Raw genomic sequence first — 17,715 nt, 5'->3', positions numbered from 1 at the left:
ACGCTACGGAATCCTGGGCCCGCCCGGCACTGCCGAAAGTCAGGGGTGCCTCCGGCTACCCGATACCACCGTTGCTGTTCAGCAGCTGACCGTTGATCCATCCGCCCTCGGCCGAGCAGAGGAACGTGACCAGGTTCGCGCAGTCCTGCGGCACTCCGAGCCGCCCCAGGGGCGTGTAGCCGGCCGTCTCGGCCTTCTGTTCCTCGGTCATCCACCCCGTGTCGGTCGGCCCGGGGTTGATGGCGTTGCACGTCACTCCCAGGTGGGCGAGCTCGTGTGAGGCGGCCAGCGTGATCCGGTCCATCGCCCCCTTGCTCGCCCCGTACGGCAGGTTGCCGGCCGTGTGGTCGCTGGTCAGACTGACGACCCGTCCGGTTCCGTGCTGTCCCCGGAACCGGAGCCCGTACTCCCGGATCAGCAGCCAGGTCGCCCGTGCGTTGACCGCGAAGTGCAGGTCGAAGCTCTCCACCGTGGTGTCCAGCAGTCCGGAGTCGACCGACTCGGCGTGGCAGAGCACCAGAGCGGTGACGTTCCCCAGCTCGCCCTCGACGCTGTCGAAGAGCTGGGCCGGCACGGCCGGGTCGCTCAGGTCCGCCTCGACCGCGAAGGTACGCGCCCCGAGGGACGATGCAGCCTCGCGCAGCTCCCCGGGCGCGCCGGGGTCCTTGCCCCACCGCATCCTCGCGTCATATGGGGTCCAGTACGTGAAGGCCACGTCCCAGCCGGCCCGTGCCAGGTCCAGCACCACGGTGGCCGCGATACCCGCCGAACGTCCCGCGCCCGTGACCAGGGCCGACGGGCGGCTTGCGGCACTCATCGGCCGGCCAGGGCGGGGAGAGGCGCGCCGAGATCCGCGAGCGGGCTCTCCGCCGGGAGCAGGCGGGCCGCCCCGTCCAGGTCGCCCGACCGGACGAGCCCGTGGATCTCATGGGCCAGCGGCGTGACATCGGTGACGGAGACGAGCCACTCGTCCGCGTAACGCCGTACCGCCTCACCGCTCAGCCCGAGCTGGAGGGAGCGGTACGGCAACGGGTTCAGGTGCAGATCACGCTCCGGGTCCCACTGGACCCGGGCGGGGCTACGGCGCAGGCTGCGCTTCCAGTCGGCCTGGTCGGCGTGCACTCCCCGTACGTAGTGCGAGAGTTCGGCGTTCTCCAGCGCCCAGGCGAGACCATCGCGGGTGATCTCGACGGCGAGCACGGTCTCCTGGCCCTCCTTGGTGCCCCAGCCGCAGCGGTACATCATCCACAGGAAGCTCGGCTTGATCCAGGTCATGCGGTCGCGCTTCCAGGCAGGCGGGAAGCGCCCGTCACGGGCGGCGGGCAGTCCGATGGCCGGCCGGTAGGCCTGGTACACGGTGACGGTGGAGTCGGTGTGCTGCGCGCGGATCTCGTAACGGGGCGGACGGATCTGGTCGTTCATACGCCCCAGGATGCGGGAGCCCGGCGCAACCCAGCACCTGGTTTTCGCCGCGCGGAGCGGCCTCGCGGCTGACCGCGCCGATGACGCCTTCGACCCGCACCGTCATCATGACGGCGGAGGAGGTCCCGGTCGTGCTCCGTCATTCCTACTACCTCGGGCGCGAAAAGTACGAGGCACTGATGAGCCTCATGAGCGGTGCGATGGAAAACGCGGAGAACTGCTTCGTCCGGCCCCCGGGGAGCTAAGGGCGCCGCTTCGGCACGGGCCGCACCGCCGGCCAGCGGTCCATGACGGCGCGGCGCAGGTCCGCCGCGAGGGCGCCGAGGTTTCGCAGGTCCCCGTCGCCCGCAGCCAGGTCGGCGCCCGCAGCCATGCTGTCGCCCGTAGCCAGGTCGGCGACCACGCCGAGCCGGTGGGCGAGGCGCTGGCGGGCGGTGGCCGTGCCCCAGGTCCAGTCCTCGTCCGGGACACGGGCCAGGTGGTCGGTGGCGCCCCGGTGCGCTCGCTCGACCAGGGCGTCGCCGCGGATCAGCCAGCCCGCGCAGGCGTCGGCGAGGCCGGCGTCCGGGAGTACCGTGCCGGTCTCGGCGTGCCAGGCCGTGCGGTAGGCGATCTCCGCCCGCTCCAGCAGGGGGGCGGATGCCCTCGTGACGCACCAGCAGGTCGGGAAGCCGATGCGGAGGTACGCGAGTTCCATCAGGCCGCTGCCCAGGGAGGCCTGCTCGAAGTCGATGAACCTGACGCCGTCCGGGGTGTGCAGATCGTTTCCGGGGCACGGGTCGCCGTGGAGCAGGGCGGTTCCTTCCGCCCGGCCGAGGCGCTCCACCAAGGCGTCGAGCTCGTCCCGGGCTGCCGGTGGCGCTGGGACCCCGAGGGCCTCGGCAAAGGTGAGGAACGAGGTGGCGTCGGCACCGGTCGGGCCCTGCCAGCGTGGCAGGGCTCCGGTGTCGCCGGGGCCGGCGGTGGCGTGCAGCCGCGCGAGGGCGGCGGCGTAGTCGACGATCCAGTCGGCGGACGGCCGCCGGTGACCGAGGTGTTCGAGGACCAGGACCCGCTCGGCCGGATCGGTGCCGAGGAGCGCGGGTACGACCGGGGTGCCGGAGGCCCGGCCGGCGATGCTCAGGGCGGCCACTTCACGGGCGTACCGCTCGTCCGCCCCGGGGCCTGCCACCAGCTGTTTCAGCACGGCCGGGCGCCCGGCCAGCTCGATGCGCCAGACCTGTGAACGGGGGCTGCTCTCCAGGACGGAGGCGTGCGCGGGCGGGCCCAGACGGTCCCGCAGGGTCTCGCCGAACGGAAGCTGCGACGCCGTCTCCATGCGGTCAGTCTTCCATTCGGCGAGCGGCCGCGTCCGCCGTGTCAGTGATTGCGGGGGAAGCCGAGGTCCACGCCCGCCGGGGCGTCGGCCGGGTCGGGCCAGCGGGTGGTGACGACCTTGCCGCGGGTGTAGAAGTGCACGCCGTCGTTGCCGTAGATGTGGTGGTCCCCGAAGAGGGAGTCCTTCCAGCCGCCGAAGGAGTGGTAGCCCACCGGCACCGGGATCGGGACGTTGACGCCCACCATGCCGGCCTCGATCTCCAGCTGGAAGCGGCGGGCCGCACCGCCGTCCCGCGTGAAGATCGCGGTGCCGTTACCGAAGGGCGACGCGTTCATCAGGGCGACGCCGTCCTCGTACGTGTCGACGCGCAGGACGCACAGGACCGGGCCGAAGATCTCGTCGCGGTAGGCGTCGGAGTCGGTGGAGACGTTGTCCAGGAGCGACAGGCCGATCCAGTGTCCGTCCTCGAAGCCCTCGACCGTGTGGCCCGTGCCGTCGAGGACGACGTCGGCGCCCTGCGCGGCGGCCCCGGTCACGTAGGAGGCGACCTTGTCACGGTGTGCGGCGGTGATCAGCGGGCCCATCTCGGACGTGGGGTCCGTCCCGGGGCCGATCTTGATCTTCTCGGCGCGCTCGCGGATCTTCGCCACCAGCTCGTCGGCGACGGAACGCACGGCGACGACCGCGGAGATGGCCATGCAGCGCTCACCGGCGGAGCCGTACGCCGCCGACACGGCCGCGTCGGCCGCGGCGTCCAGGTCGGCGTCCGGGAGGACCAGCATGTGGTTCTTCGCTCCGCCGAGTGCCTGGACCCGCTTGCCGTTGGCGGAGGCGGTGGCGTGGATGTACCGGGCGATCGGGGTGGAACCGACGAAGGAGACCGCCGCGACGTCGGGGTGCGCGAGGAGCCCGTCCACGGCGACCTTGTCACCGTGCAGGACGTTCAGCACGCCGTCGGGCAGCCCGGCCTCCGCGGCCAGCTCGGCCAGCAGGACGGCGGCCGACGGGTCCTTCTCGCTGGGCTTGAGGACGAAGGTGTTGCCGCACGCGATGGCCAGCGGGAACATCCACATCGGCACCATGGCCGGGAAGTTGAACGGCGTGATGCCGGCGACGACACCGAGCGGCTGACGGATCGAGGAGACGTCGACGCGGCTGGAGACCTGGGTCGACAGCTCACCCTTGAGCTGCGTGGTGATACCGCAGGCCAGCTCGACGATCTCCAGGCCGCGGGCGACCTCGCCCAGCGCGTCGGAGTGCACCTTGCCGTGCTCGGCGGTGATCAGCGCGGCGATCTCGTCACGGTGGGAGTCGAGGAGGGCGCGGTAGCGGAAGAGGACGGCGGTACGGGCGGAGAGCGAGGAGGTGCCCCAGGTCTCGTACGCCGTCCTCGCGGCCTGGACCGCGGCGTCGACCTCCTCGGTGGAGGCGAGCGCCACCCGGGTCGTGACGGCTCCGGTCGCCGGGTCGGTGACCGGACCGAAATTGCCCGACGTGCCCTCGACGGTCTTTCCACCGATCCAGTGGTTGACGGTCTTCATGACAGTGCTCCTTCACAGGTGGCGGCGTCGGGCTGCGATCTGCCGGTCGTACTCTTTCCTGGCCTCGACCGCCGACGGGCGGGTCGCGGTTTCGGCTACGGGAACATCCCACCACGCCTGTGCCGGGGGAGGCCCCGACACTGTGTCTGCCGTTTCGGTCTCGACGTAGACACAAGTGGGACGGTCCGCGCCGCGCGCCTCGGCGAGAGCCCGGCGCAGCTCCCCCACCGATCCGGCGCGCAGGACCCGCATGCCGAGCGAGGCCGCGTTGGCGGCGAGGTCCACGGGCAGCGGGGTGCCGGTGAACGCGCCCTCCGCGGTGCGGTGCCGGTAGGCGGTGCCGAAGCGTTCGGCGCCGACGGACTCGGAGAGGCCGCCGATGGACGCGTATCCGTGGTTCTGCAGGATGACGAGCTTCACGGGCAGGCCTTCCTGCACGGCGGTGACGATCTCGGTGGGGTTCATGAGATAGGTGCCGTCGCCGACGAGGGCCCAGACGGGCCGGTCCGGGGCCGCGAGCTGGACCCCGAGGGCGGCGGGGATCTCGTATCCCATGCAGGAGTAGCCGTATTCGACGTGGTACTGGCGCGGGGAGCGGGCCCTCCACAGTTTGTGCAGGTCGCCGGGGAGGGAGCCCGCCGCGTTGATCAGGATGTCGTCCTCGGTGACCAGCTCGTCCAGCAGTCCGAGGACCTGCGCCTGGGTGGGGCGGGCGTCGGGGTCGCCGGCGGCGAAGGCCGCGTCGACGCGCTGCTCCCAGCGGTCCTTGGCGTCGGTGTACTCGCTCTCGTAAGCCGGGTCGACGCGGTGTCCACATGCGCCGAGGGCCTCGCAGAGCGCTTCGATCGCGGTGCGGGCGTCCGCGACGAGAGGGAGGGCGGCGAGCTTGTGGGCGTCGAAGCCGGTGATGTTGATGTTGAGGAAGCGGACGGACGGGTCGGCGAAGAGCGTGCCGGAGGCGGTCGTGAAGTCGGTGTAGCGGGTGCCGACACCGATCACCAGATCGGCCTCCCGGGCGAGCGCGTCGGCCGTGGCGGTGCCGGTGTGGCCGATGCCGCCCACATCGGCGGGGTGGTCGTGGCGCAGGGAGCCCTTGCCGGCCTGCGTGGAGGTGACGGGGATGCGGGTGGCGGCGGCGAACGCGGCGAGGGTCTCCTCGGCTCCGCTGTGGTGGACGCCGCCACCCGCGACGATCAGGGGGCGGCGTGCCGTACGCACCGCGCGGACGGCCTGTTCGAGTTCGGCACGGTCCGGGGCCGGCCGGCGGACGTTCCAGACGCGCGTCGCGAAGAACTCCGCCGGCCAGTCGTACGCCTCGGCCTGCACGTCCTGGGGCAGCGCCAGGGTGACGGCGCCCGTGTCCGCCGGATCGGCGAGGGTCCTCATGGCCTGCAGGGCTGCCGGGATGAGCGCCTCGGGGCGGGTGATCCGGTCGAAGTACCGGGAGACGGGCCGCAGGCAGTCGTTGACCGACACGTCGCCCGCGTGGGGCACTTCCAGCTGCTGGAGCACGGGGTCGGCGGGGCGGGTCGCGAAGGTGTCTCCGGGCAGGAGCAGCACGGGCAGATGGTTGACGGTGGCGAGCGCTGCACCGGTGACGAGGTTGGTGGCGCCGGGGCCGATGGAGGTCGTGACGGCGTGGGCCGAGAGCCGCCCCGACTGGCGGGCGTATCCGACGGCGGCGTGCACCATGGCCTGTTCGCTGCGGCCCTGGAGATAGGGCATCGCGGGGCCGGCTTCGACGAGCGCCTGCCCGATGCCGGCGACGTTGCCGTGTCCGAAGATGCCCCAGGTGGCGTCGATCAGGCGGTGGCGGCGGCCGTCGCGCTCGGTGTACTGGCGGGCCAGGAAGGCGATGAGGGCCTGGGCGGTGGTGAGCCTGCGGGTGGGCTGCGCGCCGGTGCGGGCCGGGGTGCGTGGTGTGGTCACCGGGCGGCCTCCGTGCCGTCGAGCGGCAGTCGTGGATCGACGGGCTGTGCGGGCCAGGTGTCGCGGATCCAGCGGTGGTCCGGGTGGTCGCGGATCAGCCACTCGCGCTGCTCCCCCGGGCCCGCCATCACGTTCAGGTAGTAGAGGGTGCGGCCGGGAGGGGCGATGGACGGGCCGTGCCAGCCGTCGGGGATGAGGACGGCGTCACCCGTGGCGACTTCGGCGAGGACGTCGGTGCCTCCGGGCCGGGACGGCGACACCCGGTGGTAGCCGAGGCCGTCGCCCTCGACCTCGAAGTAGTAGATCTCCTCCAGCACGGACTCGGTACCGGGGTGGTGCTCGTCGTGCTTGTGCGGCGGGTACGAGGACCAGTTGCCGCCGGGGGTGAGGACCTCGACAGCGATGAGCCGGTCGCAGTCGAACGTGTCGGCGGCGGCGAAGTTGTTCACCTGGCGCGAGCAGGTGCCGGCACCGCGGAGCTCGACCGGTACCTCCGGCGCGGGGCCGTAGCGAGCGGGGAGTCGTCGCTCGCACTTCGCTCCTGCCAGGGCGAAGCGGCCTCCTGCGCCGGAGGAGATCTGGGCGCGGGTGTCACGTGGGACGTAGGCGAAATCGGTTACTGAGCCGAACACGTCTTTCCTGCCCAGCAGTTCAAAGATCTCACCTGCCGCCTGCACCGTACAGCCACCGGACAACGGCAGAATGATCCATTCGCTCTCCCCGGTTACCAGGGTGTGAACGCCACCCGGCTCGAGCTCCAGGACGCGCAGGCTCGACCGCTCCCAGCCGGCCCGCTCCGGGTCGATGTCGAGGGCGTACGGGCCACGCGCGGCCCGGCCGGCCCTGAGGTGGTGCCTCTGCTGCTCGTCGGTCGTCGTCATGGCTCCATCCCTACCCGTCGTCCCGCCCGTTCACAGGAGTCCCGCGGTCGTGCGTCCGGGAAGCCCCCGGCCGCGCGGTCACAGAAGCCCCACGGCCGTGTCGACCGCGCCCGCCACGTCTCCGTCGGCGGGGTAGAGCAGCGAGCGCCCCACCACCAGCCCCTGGACGGTCGGCAGCCGCAGCGCCCCACGCCATTTCTCGTACGCCGTGTCCGGGTCCCCACCGACCTCGCCACCGAGCAGGACGGCGGGGAGGGTCGAGGCCCGCATCACCCGGTCCATGTCGTCGGGGTCGTCGGTGACGGGGACCTTGAGCCAGGTGTACGCGGACGTCCCGCCCAGGCCCGAGGCGATGGCGATGGAAGTGGTGACGGCGGTGGCGCCCAGGTCGGTGCGGAGCCCCTCACGGGTGCGGTGGCAGAGGAACGGCTCGATGAACACCGGCAGCCGGAGGGCGGCCATCTCGTCCACCGTGCGCGCGGCGGTGTGCAGGGTGTCCAGCGAGCCCGGGTCGTCGTGGTCGATCCTCAGCAGGAGTTTGCCGGCGTCGTAGCCGTGGCTCGCGAGGTCGGCGGGGCGGTGGCCGGTGAAGCGGTCGTCGAGCTCGAACGCGGCTCCCGCGAGACCGCCGCGGTTCATGGAACCGAGGACGACCTTGTCCTCCAGGGCGCCGAGGAGCAGCAGGTCCTCCAGGACGTCGGCGCCCGCGAGCACGCCGTCGACGCCCGGCCGGGCGAGGGCGAGGCGGAGGCGTTCGAGCAGGTCGAAGCGGTCGGCCATGGCCAGGTCGTCGTCACCGACGGCGAGGGCACCACGGGCCGGGTGATCGGCGGCGATGATCATCAGGCGGCCGGTGGGGCCGAGGAGGGGCCTTCTGCGGCGGGCGGCGGCAGCCTCCGCGACGGCCTCGGGGCGGTGGGCGCGGAGCCGGACGAGGTCGGTGAGGCCGGCGGCGGGCGGGGTCACGAGGTGTCTCCCACGGCTGCGCCGACCGCTCCGTCGGCGAGGGCCTGCTCGACCTCGTGCGGGAACGGCATCGCGGACGAACAGGCGAGGCGGGAGGCGACGATGGCGCCGGCCGCGTTGGCGTAGCGCATGACGTGTTCGGTGTCCCACCCCGCGAGGAGGCCGTGGCAGAGGGCGCCTCCGAAGGCGTCGCCTGCGCCCAGACCGTTGACGACGTCGACGGGGAGGGGCGGGATCTCCGCGGTCGTGCCGTCGCGGTGGGCGGCGAGGACGCCCGCCGGCCCCTGTTTGACGACGGCGAGTTCGGGACCGGCGGCGAGCAGGGCGCGGGCGGCAGCGTGCGGTTCGCGTTCTCCGGTGGCGATCTCGCACTCGTCGAGGTTGCCGACGGCGACCGTGGCGTGGGCGAGCGCCTCCCGGTAGCGGGCGCGGGCGGGCCCGTCACCGCCGTCCCCTTCCCCGCCCCAGAACATGGGGCGCCAGTCGAGGTCGAAGACGGTGATGCGAGGGGGGCCGGGCACATCCGGTGCCGGTGCCTCGCTGCGGGCCCGGAGCGCGGAGAGGGTCGCGGTGCGGCTGGGTTCGGCGCACAGTCCGGTGCCGGTCATCCAGAAGACGCGGGCGTCCCGCACGGCGTCCAGGTCGAGTTCCCCGCTGTGGATCTCCAGGTCCGGTGCCTTGGGCTGCCGGTAGAAGTAGAGCGGGAAGTGGTCCGGCGGGAAGATCTCGCAGAAGGTGACCGGGGTCGGGTACTCCGCCACGGCGCTCACCCACCGGTCGTCCACCCCGAACTCCGCCAGCGCCTGGTGGAGATAGTCGCCGAAGGCGTCCCTGCCGGTCCGGGTGATCACAGCCGTGCGCCGTCCCAGACGGGCGGCGGCCACTGCCACGTTAGACGGCGAGCCGCCGAGGAATTTACCGAAGGTCTCGACCCGGGACAGCGGTACACCGGTCTGCAGGGGGTAGATGTCCACCCCGATGCGCCCCATGGTGATCACGTCGTACGGCTCAGGCATACGCATCCCTTCGACCCGGTGCTCCGGCCCCGCACTCGCCCGGGAGCCGGCCACGGCCGGACGGCCGCTCCCAGGTGTAGCCCTCGCCCGGAACGCTGTCAACACTTTGTCCGGACATTCGGACGAACTCTTGACACCCCTCCCCGAGGACTGGAGGGTGGGCGATATGACCTCCTCCGTACCTTCTCCGGCCCGCATCCGCATCGGCTCGGCACCCGATTCGTGGGGAGTGTGGTTCCCCGACGATCCGCAACAGGTGCCCTGGGAGCGATTCCTCGACGAGGTCTGCGAGGCCGGCTACGAGTGGATCGAGCTCGGCCCGTACGGCTATCTGCCGACCGAACCCGCCCGGCTCGCGGACGAGACCGCCCGCCGGAATCTCGCCGTCTCCGCGGGCACCGTCTTCACCGGATTGCACCACGGTCCGGCGGTCTGGGACCGGACCTGGGAGCATGTCGCGGGCATCGCGGCACTCACCCGGGCGATGGGCGCCGGGTATCTGGTGGTCATCCCGTCGTTCTGGCGGGACGACAAGACGGGTGCGGTGCTGGAGGACCGCACGCTCACCCCCGCACAGTGGCGTGACCTCACCACCCAGACGGAACGTCTGGCCCGCGAGGTGCAGGACCGCTACGGGCTGCGGATCGTGGTGCATCCGCACGCCGACACGCACATCGACAGCGAGGAGAACGTCAACCGCTTCCTCGACGCGACCGACCCCGGCCTGGTCTCCCTCTGCCTCGACACCGGCCACTACGCGTACTGCGGCGGGGACAGCGTGAAGCTCATCCAGACCTACGGCGAACGGATCGGTTACCTGCACCTCAAGCAGGTCGATCCGGCGGTGCTGGCCGACGTCGTGGCGGACGAGGTGCCGTTCGGACCGGCCGTCGCACGTGGCGTGATGTGCGAACCGCCCGGCGGAGTGCCCGCACTGGAGCCCGTACTGGATGCCGCGCGTGCCCTGGGCACCGACCTGTTCGCCATCGTCGAGCAGGACATGTATCCCTGTCCGCCTGACAAGCCGCTGCCGATCGCCCGCCGTACCCGCGAGTTCCTCCGCACCTGCGGGCCCGCACGGCCGTCCTCCTGAGCCTCCTGGCCCCCTCCCGCCAGAACAGTCACTTCTCTGTCACGTATGTCCGCGTTCGGCTGAGCCTGTGTCACGGGCTCGCGACGCCCCCTGCCTCGTGGAGGACGCCCTCGTTCACCGGGACAGAGACGCACGGGCGTGCGGAGACACCGGCGTACGGGGGCACGGGTGCACAGAGAGGTGTCACACATGACGGACAGAACGCTCTGGTCGTACAAGGACATTGCGGCGCACATCCGGGTCCGGACGGACACGATCCGCTCGTACCGCAAGCACGGGCTTCTTCCGCCACCCGACGACGTCCGGAACGGGAAGCCCTACTGGTACGTGGACACCGTCCTGGCGTGGATCGCGTCCCGGCCCAGCAACCGGGGCCGTTGAGCCTCGCCGGCCCGGGAAGCTGAGCCCGGCCGGCCCGGGAAGCCTCAGGGCGCCTTCGCCGGTTCGATGATCGTGACGCCCGCTCCGGGCGCGGTGCCCATCGCGGTGAGGGCAGCCGGTGCGGCGTCCAGGGTGATGGTGGAGGTCACCAGCAGGTCCGGCCGCAGGGTGCCGGCCCGGACCATGTCCATCATCGGCGGGTAGTCGTGAGCGGCCATGCCGTGACTGCCGAGGATCTCCAGCTCCAGGGCGATCACCCGCGCCATGGGGACGACGGGGTCCCCGGCCGCCGACGGCAGCAGCCCGACCTGGACATGGCGGCCCTGCCGGCGCAGGCTCCGCACCGAGGCCGCGCAGGTGACGGGCGAACCCAGCGCGTCGAGCGACAGATGCACACCGCCTCCGGTCAGTTCGCGAACGGCCTCGTCCGCACCGGCGGGGTGCGCCGAGGCGTCCACGCACGCGGACGCGCCGAACGCCCGCGCCAGCTCCAGTGCCTGCCGCGAGATGTCGACCGCGACGACCCGGGCTCCGCACGCCACCGCGATCATCACCGCGGACAGCCCGGCCCCGCCGCATCCGTGCACGGCGACCCACTCCCCCGGCGACACCCGCCCCTGCCCCACCACGGCCCGGAACGCGGTGGCGAACCGGCACCCGAGACCGGCCGCCGTGGCGGACGACAGCCCTTCGGGCACCTCGACCAGGTTGACGTCGGCCTGTTCCAGCGCCACGTACTCGGCGAAGGACCCCCAGTGGGTGAAGCCGGGCTGTGTCTGCCGTTCACAGACCTGCTGGGCGCCGGCCGCGCAGGCGGAGCACCGGCCGCAGGCGCAGACGAAGGGCACGGTGACCCGGTCGCCGGCACGCCAGTTGTGGACGCCGGATCCCACCGCCTCGACCACTCCGGCCAGTTCGTGTCCGGGTACGTGAGGGAGGACGATGTCCGGATCGTGGCCCATCCAGCCGTGCCAGTCGCTCCGGCACAGCCCCGTGGCCTCGACCCGGACCACGGCGCCCCCGGCCGAGGGGGTGGGCTCCGGCAGGTCCCGGACACGGGCCTCCTGCCCGAACTCCTCGAACACCACTGCCCGCATCGGCCCCGCCTCCCCTGGTCCCGGCTCGCACCGTCCGGCTCCTCGCCCGCCGAATCTACGCCCCGTCCGTGACCTTGTCCCGCTCCCGGTCGCCCGCTCCGGAGACGCCCTGGACGACCCGGGACTCGGCCGCGGCCGGCCTGCCGTACGTCTGGCGCGGTTCCACCTTGCGCACCCCGTGTCCCGTTCTCCTTGACCGACCCGGCCCGGGCCGCGACGGTGCGGGAGGCGGTGAGGGCGGCAGGGGCAGGGCGGAGGTCAGCGGCGCAGGGTGAGGGGCAGCGCCTCCAAGCCGCGCAGCATCATCGTGTTGCGCCAGCGGAGGTCGCTCTCCTGGCAGGCCAGGGTCGTTCCGGGGAAGCGGGCGAGGAGCGCGGTGAGCGCGATCTCGGTCTCCAGCTTGCCGAGCAGGGCCCCGAGGCAGCGGTGGATGCCACCGCCGAAGGCGAGATGGCCGGCGTCCGGGCGGTCGAGGATGAGGCGGTCGGGGTCCTGGAAGCGCGCCGGGTCGCGGTTGGCCGCGCCGAGGGACAGCAGCACGAACTCGTCCTGCGGGATCTCCACCCCGCCGACGTCCACCGGCTCGGTGGTGAAGCGGGTGGTGGCCATACAGATGGGGGAGTCGTAGCGCAGGAACTCCTCGACGGCCCTGGGCATCCGGGTGGGATCGGCGCGCAGCCAGGCGGCCTGGCCGGGATCGCGCAGCAGCGCGAGGCAGGAGGTGCCCAGCAGGTTCACGGTGGTCTCATGCCCGCCGATCAGCAGCAGGGCGACCATGCCCACGATCTCGTCGTCCGTCAGCTCCCCGCGCTCGCGGGCCGCCAGCAGCTCGGTGAGCAGATCGGCGGGACGGTCATCGCGGCGGATACGCCGGTCGGCGATGGCCAGGACGTACGAGCCCATCTCCTGGACGGCTCGCCGGAACGCCGCGTGGCCGCCCTCCTGGGTGACGATGGCGGTCGACCACTTCCGGTAGAGGTCGCGGTCCTCGGGCGGGAAGCCGAGCAGTTCGCAGACGACAAGGATCGGCAGCGGGAAGGCGAAGTCACGTACCAGGTCCACCGTGGCGGTGGTGGTGCGGGTCGTGTGGCGCGCGGCTGCCGCGTCCAGCCCGTCGAGGAGTTCGAGGGTGATGCGCTCGACCATCGGCCGCATCGCCTCGACCCGCTTGCGGCTGAACGCCGCCTGGACCACGCGGCGGAGGCGGGTGTGGTCGGGCGGATCGCTGCTGAGCATATGGGTGATCTCGGCGCCCAGGTTGACGCCCTCGACCCGGCTGTCGGCCAGGGCCTGGGCGCGCCGCACGTCCTGCGCGAAGCGGCGGTCGACGAGCGCGGCCCGGACATCGGCGTAGCGCGGGATGATCCACAACCGCAGGCCGCCGTCGCTGTGCAGCACGGAGACCGGGGCCGATTGCCGCATCCTGGCCAGGGTCGGGTACGGGTCGCTGAGGAACGTCGGCGGGTTCTGGCGCGGTTCTGTCGTCTCGGGCTTGTCCGGCCGGGGACTGTTCGGCCGGGGTGCTGCCGTAGCTGTGGTCATGATGTTTTCCTGTCCTCACCGGTACGGCCGGCGCCGTAGCGGGGTGCCGGGCGTGGCACCCCGCTACGGCGCTGCCTGGGCTCACTGCAGAGGCGACTTCTTCTCCGTGTTCTTCTTCGTGCGGGTGGTGCAGCTCCGCGCCGGGGCGTTCGGCCGGACCGGGACCGCCTTGTCCAGGGCGGCCTGGGTGTCCGGATGAATGATGATCCCGCGCTCCCGCTCGGTGGCGCTGATGGGGTCGACGCGCAGTCCGTGACGCTTCATGGGGTTGACCTTTCTTCGGTATGGTGGACGGGGTGGTACGAGCCGGTCCGCCCGCTGTTGCGGCGGTCGGCGGTTCTGGGGGAGGCGCGCAGCGTGTCATCGGCGTAGCGCACCATGGCGGCCCAGGCGGCGGCGTGTCCGGCTGGGTCACGGCCCACGTCGTGTCCGCCGCCGAGCCACCGGACGCGATGCGGGACGTCACGGCGCCGCAGCGCGGCGAGATAGCGCTCGATCTGCTCCGGAGGGCACTTCTCGTCGTCCGCCGAGGCGGCGAGGAAGAGCGGGCCGCGTACGCGGCCCACATAGGTCATCGGGCAGGCCGCGCGATAGCGGTGTGGCACCTGCTCGGGGGTGCCGCCGAAGAGGCGGTCGTCGACCTCCCGCAGCGCCGGCGTCGTCGCCCGGTACGCCGCCGTGTAGTCGGCCACCGGGGCGACGGCCAGCCCCACGTCCCACAGCCGGGGCTGGACGCCCATCGCCAGCAGCGTCAGATAGCCGCCCCAGGAGTAGCCGCACAGGCCGGTACGGCCCGGCTCCGAGACTCCCGTGTCGATGAGGTGGCCGCGCACCGCGGCGAGGTCTTCGAGCTGGGCGAGGCCGACCCGGTGGCCGAAGTCGTCCCGCCAGCGGGGGCCGTAGCCCGTCGAGCCGCGGTAGTTGGTGCGCACCACGGCGAATCCGGCCCGGACCAGGGCCTCGGTCCGGGCGTCATAGGCGTCCCGGTCGTGGGTGTGGGGCCCGCCGTGGACGAGGAAGACCGTCGGCCAGGGGCGGTGGCCCGCCCTGCGGCCGGGCGGGGTGGCCACAAAGCTGTGGATCTGCCCGTACGGCCGACGTGTCCACAGCTCGCGGCGCCTGGATCCGGTCGTTCCGCCGGGCGCCGTGCCGCGTGACGCCGTCGTGGAGCGGCCGGAGCGGCCGGAGCGGTCGGGACGTTCCGGGGGTTCCGGGTGCTCCGCACTGTCCGGTCTTTCGGGGCTTTCCGGGCCTTCCGGGTGGCAGATCAGTGGCCGGGGCGGTTCGCCGTCGCGGCTCCACAGGCAGTGGACCGTGCGGTCGGGTGCGCAGGAGAAGTCGATGATCGTGCCCTCGGGCGTGGGAAGCACCGTCGTCGTACCGCGGTCGAGGTCGGCGAGGAGCAGGCGGCTGCGGCCCGCCCGGTCCTGCTGGACCAGCGCCGTGCGGTCGCGCCCGTACCAGCAGGCGGTGATCTCCGTATCGAAGTCGAGGGCGGAGCCGGGACCGTGCGTACGGATCCCCTCGCCCTGTCGCCAGAAGGCCAGGGTGTAGCGGCCCGCGCGTTCGAGGACGAGCAGCAGTTCCGGCCGTGCGGTGGTGAGGTCCGGGCGGAAGCCCAGCGCCCACACCGCGCCGCCGTCGCCGTCCTCCGCTGCACCGGGGATGGCGTCCACGAGGACGCCGGAGGCCGGTGACCACAGCCGGACCGCGGCCGGTCCGGCCGGGCACCCCGCGGTGGCCAGCAGTCGGCCGCCGGGGGCCAGGCCCACCACTGCCGCATAGCCGGGCTGTTCGGCCACCAGGCGGGCGCGCTCGCCCGGTCGGCCGAGGTAGTACCGCGAGCGGTCCGCGACCCCGACGCCGACGGCGGCGAGGCCGCTGCGGGGGTCGAAGGCCAGGCCGTGCATCCGTCCGGCGGGGACGCCGTCGAGCGCCGGGCGCGGGTGCCCGCCCTCGAACGGCCCGCGCAGCCAGCGTCCTTGACCGCTGGGAGCGGCGTCGAACCACCACAGGCCGTGGCCATCCGGCTCGATGGTGGCGGTCTCCACACCCAGCGGTGCGGTGGTCGCCTGGCGGCGATGGCCTGTCGTCAGATCCCAGGCCACGATCTGCGGGAGACCGTCCACATACCGGGTCTCGACCGCTCGCCGTACGTCGCGGGCGGCGAAGGACGGGACGTGCACCGGCGTTCCGATACCGCCGCTCATCGCCGTCCCTCCCTTCGTCGGTGTCCGCTTCCGCCGCCGGTGGCCTTGGCTGTGGTGGGCTCCGACGGCCATCACACTGCCGGACGGGCGGGCTGCGTGGCAGGGAAGAAAGCGCAGCGGCACCGACAGTGAGCTGCTGCCGGCCCTTCCCTGGCACCGGACGGTGGACGGGCGACAGGGTGCGGGGGCGACCACATGGCCCGGACCCACCGAGGAGAAAGGGGCGACCCGATGACGATCGCGGCGACCCGGCCCGGCGCAGCCCCCGTCCCACCCGGCGGAGCGCCGAAGGGCACAGCGGGTGGCAGGCCGAGCCGTGCGCTGACGACGGTCTATGTCGCGGGCGCGGTGTCGGCGTTGGGCACCCAGATGACCATGCTCGCGCTGCCCTGGCTGGTGCTGGAGACCACCGGCTCGGCCACCCGGGCCGGCCTGGTCTTCGCGGTCCAGGTGCTGCCCATGGCGCTGCTCGGCTTCGCGGGCGGAGAGGTCATCCAGCGCCTGGGCGCCCGCCGGACCATGGTCGTCTCCGATCTCGCCCGCGCTCCGGTGGTGGCGCTGATCCCGCTGCTGCAGACCATGGGCGCGCTCAATCTGGCCGTCCTCGTGGCGATCGTCGCGGCGCTCGGGGCGCTGGCCGTTCCGTACCACGCGGCACAGCGGGTGCTGGCGATGGAACTGCTGAGCCCGCACGCCCGCTCTCTGGCCCGCGCCAACAGCGCGCTGACAGGTGTGCAGCACGGCTCCGCGTTCGCCGGACCGGCGCTCGCGGGCGCGCTGATTCCGCTGGTGGGGACCACATCGGTGGTGTGGCTGGACGCGGCCACGTTCGCCTTCTCCGGGTTGCTGCTGCTGCGCCGCGTCCCGGCAGGGGGTGGCGGGGCCGGAGGGTCCGCGGCCGGGCCCCGCGGCCTGTGGGCGGGGGTGCGGCATCTGTGCGGCGACTGGTTCCTGAGCCGGGCGATGCTGTCCACCGTGGTGTTCGGGCTGATGCTGCGAACCCTGATGATCACCATGCCGGTGCTGGCGTTCGCCCGGTTCGAGGGGGACGCCAGGGTCGGCGGCCTGCTGATCGCCACCCTTGGTGCCGGTGGCCTGGTGGGCTCGGTGGCCGCCTATGTGCTGGCGGCACGGGTCGCCCCCGTACGACTCGCCTGTACGGCCCTGGTCTGCGTCGCTCTGCCCCTGTGGACGCTCCTGGTGCCCGTGCCGGCCAGCGTGCTCGTCGTCGCCGTCGGCCTGTCATCGGCCGCCGCGCCCCTGGCGAACGCGCCGCTGATGGGCCTGCTCTCCGCCCGGCTGCCGGACGGCTTCGGGCCCAAGGTGTTGCAGGCCGTGGTCACGATCAGCACCCTGGCCGGGCCGCTGGGCTTCCTGGCCGCGGGCGTCGTGCTGGACCGGGCCGGTGTCGCGGCGGCCCTGTGGGGCGTCGCCGCGCTCGCGACGTTCGGCAGCGGCAATCTGATCCTGGCCCTGCGCCGCCTCCAGGCCACCGGGGACCCGGACTGACCTGGCTGCCGCTCGACCGGATGCTGGACACGGTCCTCGACCCGTTGATCGCCTTCAACTGCGAGAACCCGGCCTTCGCCGTCCTCACCCACGGCTCCGAGATCCCGGGCGTGATCACCCGGGAGCACGACGCCGTGCACGCCACCATGCCCAGCAGGACCGAACAGCTCCTCAGCGCCTACCTGCCGGAACTCCCGGCCGGCCAGGCCGCGCGCACCGCCGAGATGGCCTTCGTCCTGTTCAAGGCCGGCCTCGACCTGAGCATGTCGCACGAGGGCGCCGAACGAGAGGCCCGTATCAAGGAGTTGAAGACCGTGGTGTACCGCTACCCGGAGCCCTTGGTGTGCGACTCGCCCGATGCGGGGACGTCGAGGGACGTCGATACCCCCTAGGGGTATAATTGAATGCGAGCAGGCGCACCGGGCTCCCCGGCGCCCTCTCGTGCCACACCCGCCACACCCGCCATATCTGCCACATTCACTGTGCCTGCGAAGAGGAGAACGTCATGACCGCCGAAACCGACACGCCCCGGACCACCGGCTCCTGCTGCTCGTCCACCGGTTCCTGCGACGACGGGGCGGCCGACGTCCAGGTGGGCGTCACCACCGTCTACGAGGTGAAGGGCATGACCTGCGGTCACTGCGAGGGGGCGGTGTCCGAGGAGATCTCCGGGATCGAGGGGGTCAGCTCCGTGAAGGCGGAGGCCGCGACCGGCCGCGTGACCGTCGCCTCCGCCGCGCCGCTGACCGAGGACGCCGTACGCGCCGCCGTCGACGAGGCCGGCTACGAGCTCGTGGGCCTCGCCTGAGA

General features: G+C 72.6%; 16 protein-coding genes and 1 pseudogene. 5 read left to right on the top strand and 12 right to left on the bottom strand.

All coding sequences use genetic code 11. The features are described 5' to 3' along the window. Nucleotides 1–55 precede the first annotated feature (55 nt). From OO67_RS10940 to iolC, 8 genes are all read right to left on the bottom strand, one after another. Complete coding sequence (locus OO67_RS10940; protein WP_033299275.1) at nt 56–817, bottom strand: SDR family oxidoreductase; 762 nt, start codon at nt 815–817, stop codon at nt 56–58. Then, nucleotides 814–1,422 (bottom strand): DUF4291 domain-containing protein, encoded by a 609-nt coding sequence (locus OO67_RS10935; RefSeq protein WP_033299274.1) that lies wholly within the window; start codon nt 1,420–1,422, stop codon nt 814–816. The genes OO67_RS10940 and OO67_RS10935 overlap by 4 nt, the downstream gene beginning before the upstream one ends. A 241-nt stretch (nt 1,423–1,663) precedes the next feature. Further along, nucleotides 1,664–2,740 (bottom strand): phosphotransferase family protein, encoded by a 1,077-nt coding sequence (locus OO67_RS10930; RefSeq protein WP_033299273.1) that lies wholly within the window; start codon nt 2,738–2,740, stop codon nt 1,664–1,666. 41 nt (nt 2,741–2,781) lie between these two features. After that, the gene (locus OO67_RS10925; protein WP_033299271.1) at nt 2,782–4,281 is read right to left on the bottom strand and encodes a CoA-acylating methylmalonate-semialdehyde dehydrogenase; all 1,500 of its coding nucleotides are present in this window, start codon (nt 4,279–4,281) and stop codon (nt 2,782–2,784) included. 12 nt (nt 4,282–4,293) lie between these two features. Continuing rightward, entirely contained in the window at nt 4,294–6,210 is a 1,917-nt protein-coding gene (gene iolD / locus OO67_RS10920; protein WP_033299270.1) for a 3D-(3,5/4)-trihydroxycyclohexane-1,2-dione acylhydrolase (decyclizing), read from the bottom strand. Beyond that, complete coding sequence (gene iolB, locus OO67_RS10915; RefSeq protein ID WP_033299268.1) at nt 6,207–7,091, bottom strand: 5-deoxy-glucuronate isomerase; 885 nt, start codon at nt 7,089–7,091, stop codon at nt 6,207–6,209. The genes iolD and iolB overlap by 4 nt, the downstream gene beginning before the upstream one ends. Nucleotides 7,092–7,169: 78 nt before the next feature. Further along, a complete protein-coding gene (locus OO67_RS10910; RefSeq protein WP_033299266.1) occupies nt 7,170–8,057 on the bottom strand; it encodes a Cgl0159 family (beta/alpha)8-fold protein in 888 nt (295 codons plus the stop codon). Next, nucleotides 8,054–9,073 (bottom strand): 5-dehydro-2-deoxygluconokinase, encoded by a 1,020-nt coding sequence (gene iolC, locus OO67_RS10905; protein ID WP_033299264.1) that lies wholly within the window; start codon nt 9,071–9,073, stop codon nt 8,054–8,056. Before iolC ends, OO67_RS10910 begins: the two co-directional genes overlap by 4 nt. 166 nt (nt 9,074–9,239) lie before the next feature. On the opposite strand from iolC, the gene OO67_RS10900 reads away from it, so the two are divergent. Both OO67_RS10900 and OO67_RS10895 read left to right on the top strand, forming a co-directional pair. Then, the gene (locus tag OO67_RS10900) at nt 9,240–10,166 is read left to right on the top strand and encodes a sugar phosphate isomerase/epimerase family protein (protein WP_033299262.1); all 927 of its coding nucleotides are present in this window, start codon (nt 9,240–9,242) and stop codon (nt 10,164–10,166) included. Between the two features lie 189 nt (nt 10,167–10,355). Continuing rightward, on the top strand, nt 10,356–10,547 hold the full coding sequence (locus OO67_RS10895; protein ID WP_033299260.1) for a helix-turn-helix transcriptional regulator: 192 nt from the start codon (nt 10,356–10,358) through the stop codon (nt 10,545–10,547). A gap of 44 nt (nt 10,548–10,591) precedes the next feature. Here OO67_RS10895 and OO67_RS10890 read toward each other — a convergent pair whose 3' ends face one another. From OO67_RS10890 to OO67_RS10875, 4 genes are all read right to left on the bottom strand, one after another. Beyond that, nucleotides 10,592–11,644, bottom strand: coding sequence for a zinc-dependent alcohol dehydrogenase family protein (locus OO67_RS10890; protein ID WP_033299259.1), 1,053 nt, complete (start codon nt 11,642–11,644; stop codon nt 10,592–10,594). A gap of 258 nt (nt 11,645–11,902) precedes the next feature. Further along, nucleotides 11,903–13,186: a cytochrome P450 family protein gene (locus OO67_RS10885; RefSeq protein WP_244300126.1), complete on the bottom strand. Its 1,284-nt coding sequence runs from the start codon at nt 13,184–13,186 to the stop codon at nt 11,903–11,905. Nucleotides 13,187–13,267: 81 nt separating this feature from the next. Continuing rightward, nucleotides 13,268–13,450, bottom strand: a complete 183-nt coding sequence (locus tag OO67_RS10880; protein WP_033299258.1) for a hypothetical protein — start codon at nt 13,448–13,450, stop codon at nt 13,268–13,270. Beyond that, complete coding sequence (locus OO67_RS10875; RefSeq protein ID WP_033299257.1) at nt 13,447–15,396, bottom strand: alpha/beta hydrolase family protein; 1,950 nt, start codon at nt 15,394–15,396, stop codon at nt 13,447–13,449. Before OO67_RS10875 ends, OO67_RS10880 begins: the two co-directional genes overlap by 4 nt. Before the next feature lie 231 nt (nt 15,397–15,627). Here OO67_RS10875 and OO67_RS10870 point away from each other — a divergent pair, with 231 nt between their 5' ends. The 3 genes and pseudogenes from OO67_RS10870 to OO67_RS10860 all read left to right on the top strand — a co-directional run bounded on the left by OO67_RS10870 (nt 15,628) and on the right by OO67_RS10860 (nt 17,713). Continuing rightward, the gene (locus OO67_RS10870; protein ID WP_033299256.1) at nt 15,628–16,905 is read left to right on the top strand and encodes an MFS transporter; all 1,278 of its coding nucleotides are present in this window, start codon (nt 15,628–15,630) and stop codon (nt 16,903–16,905) included. A gap of 5 nt (nt 16,906–16,910) precedes the next feature. Further along, a pseudogene (locus tag OO67_RS10865) lies at nt 16,911–17,297 on the top strand (TetR/AcrR family transcriptional regulator); the annotation flags it as partial. A gap of 113 nt (nt 17,298–17,410) precedes the next feature. Further along, a complete protein-coding gene (locus tag OO67_RS10860) occupies nt 17,411–17,713 on the top strand; it encodes a heavy-metal-associated domain-containing protein (RefSeq protein ID WP_033299255.1) in 303 nt (100 codons plus the stop codon). Nucleotides 17,714–17,715 lie beyond the last annotated feature (2 nt).

The sequence above is a fragment of the Streptomyces atroolivaceus genome, assembly GCF_000717025.1.
In the GTDB taxonomy this organism is placed as follows: domain Bacteria; phylum Actinomycetota; class Actinomycetes; order Streptomycetales; family Streptomycetaceae; genus Streptomyces; species Streptomyces atroolivaceus.
This window is presented reverse-complemented; position numbering and strand designations above follow the sequence as displayed.

Bases quoted from the DNA above. Each gene is read 5' to 3' on its own strand.
- iolB (WP_033299268.1), bottom strand. From the start codon at position 7,091: ATGACGACGACCGACGAGCAGCAGAGGCACCACCTCAGGGCCGGCCGG.
- OO67_RS10885 (WP_244300126.1), bottom strand. From the start codon at position 13,186: ATGACCACAGCTACGGCAGCACCCCGGCCGAACAGTCCCCGGCCGGAC.
- OO67_RS10875 (WP_033299257.1), bottom strand. From the start codon at position 15,396: ATGAGCGGCGGTATCGGAACGCCGGTGCACGTCCCGTCCTTCGCCGCC.
- iolC (WP_033299264.1), bottom strand. From the start codon at position 9,073: ATGCCTGAGCCGTACGACGTGATCACCATGGGGCGCATCGGGGTGGAC.
- OO67_RS10925 (WP_033299271.1), bottom strand. From the start codon at position 4,281: ATGAAGACCGTCAACCACTGGATCGGTGGAAAGACCGTCGAGGGCACG.
- OO67_RS10900 (WP_033299262.1), top strand. From the start codon at position 9,240: ATGACCTCCTCCGTACCTTCTCCGGCCCGCATCCGCATCGGCTCGGCA.
- OO67_RS10940 (WP_033299275.1), bottom strand. From the start codon at position 817: ATGAGTGCCGCAAGCCGCCCGTCGGCCCTGGTCACGGGCGCGGGACGT.
- OO67_RS10880 (WP_033299258.1), bottom strand. From the start codon at position 13,450: ATGAAGCGTCACGGACTGCGCGTCGACCCCATCAGCGCCACCGAGCGG.
- OO67_RS10895 (WP_033299260.1), top strand. From the start codon at position 10,356: ATGACGGACAGAACGCTCTGGTCGTACAAGGACATTGCGGCGCACATC.
- OO67_RS10935 (WP_033299274.1), bottom strand. From the start codon at position 1,422: ATGAACGACCAGATCCGTCCGCCCCGTTACGAGATCCGCGCGCAGCAC.
- OO67_RS10890 (WP_033299259.1), bottom strand. From the start codon at position 11,644: ATGCGGGCAGTGGTGTTCGAGGAGTTCGGGCAGGAGGCCCGTGTCCGG.
- OO67_RS10930 (WP_033299273.1), bottom strand. From the start codon at position 2,740: ATGGAGACGGCGTCGCAGCTTCCGTTCGGCGAGACCCTGCGGGACCGT.
- OO67_RS10870 (WP_033299256.1), top strand. From the start codon at position 15,628: ATGACGATCGCGGCGACCCGGCCCGGCGCAGCCCCCGTCCCACCCGGC.
- OO67_RS10860 (WP_033299255.1), top strand. From the start codon at position 17,411: ATGACCGCCGAAACCGACACGCCCCGGACCACCGGCTCCTGCTGCTCG.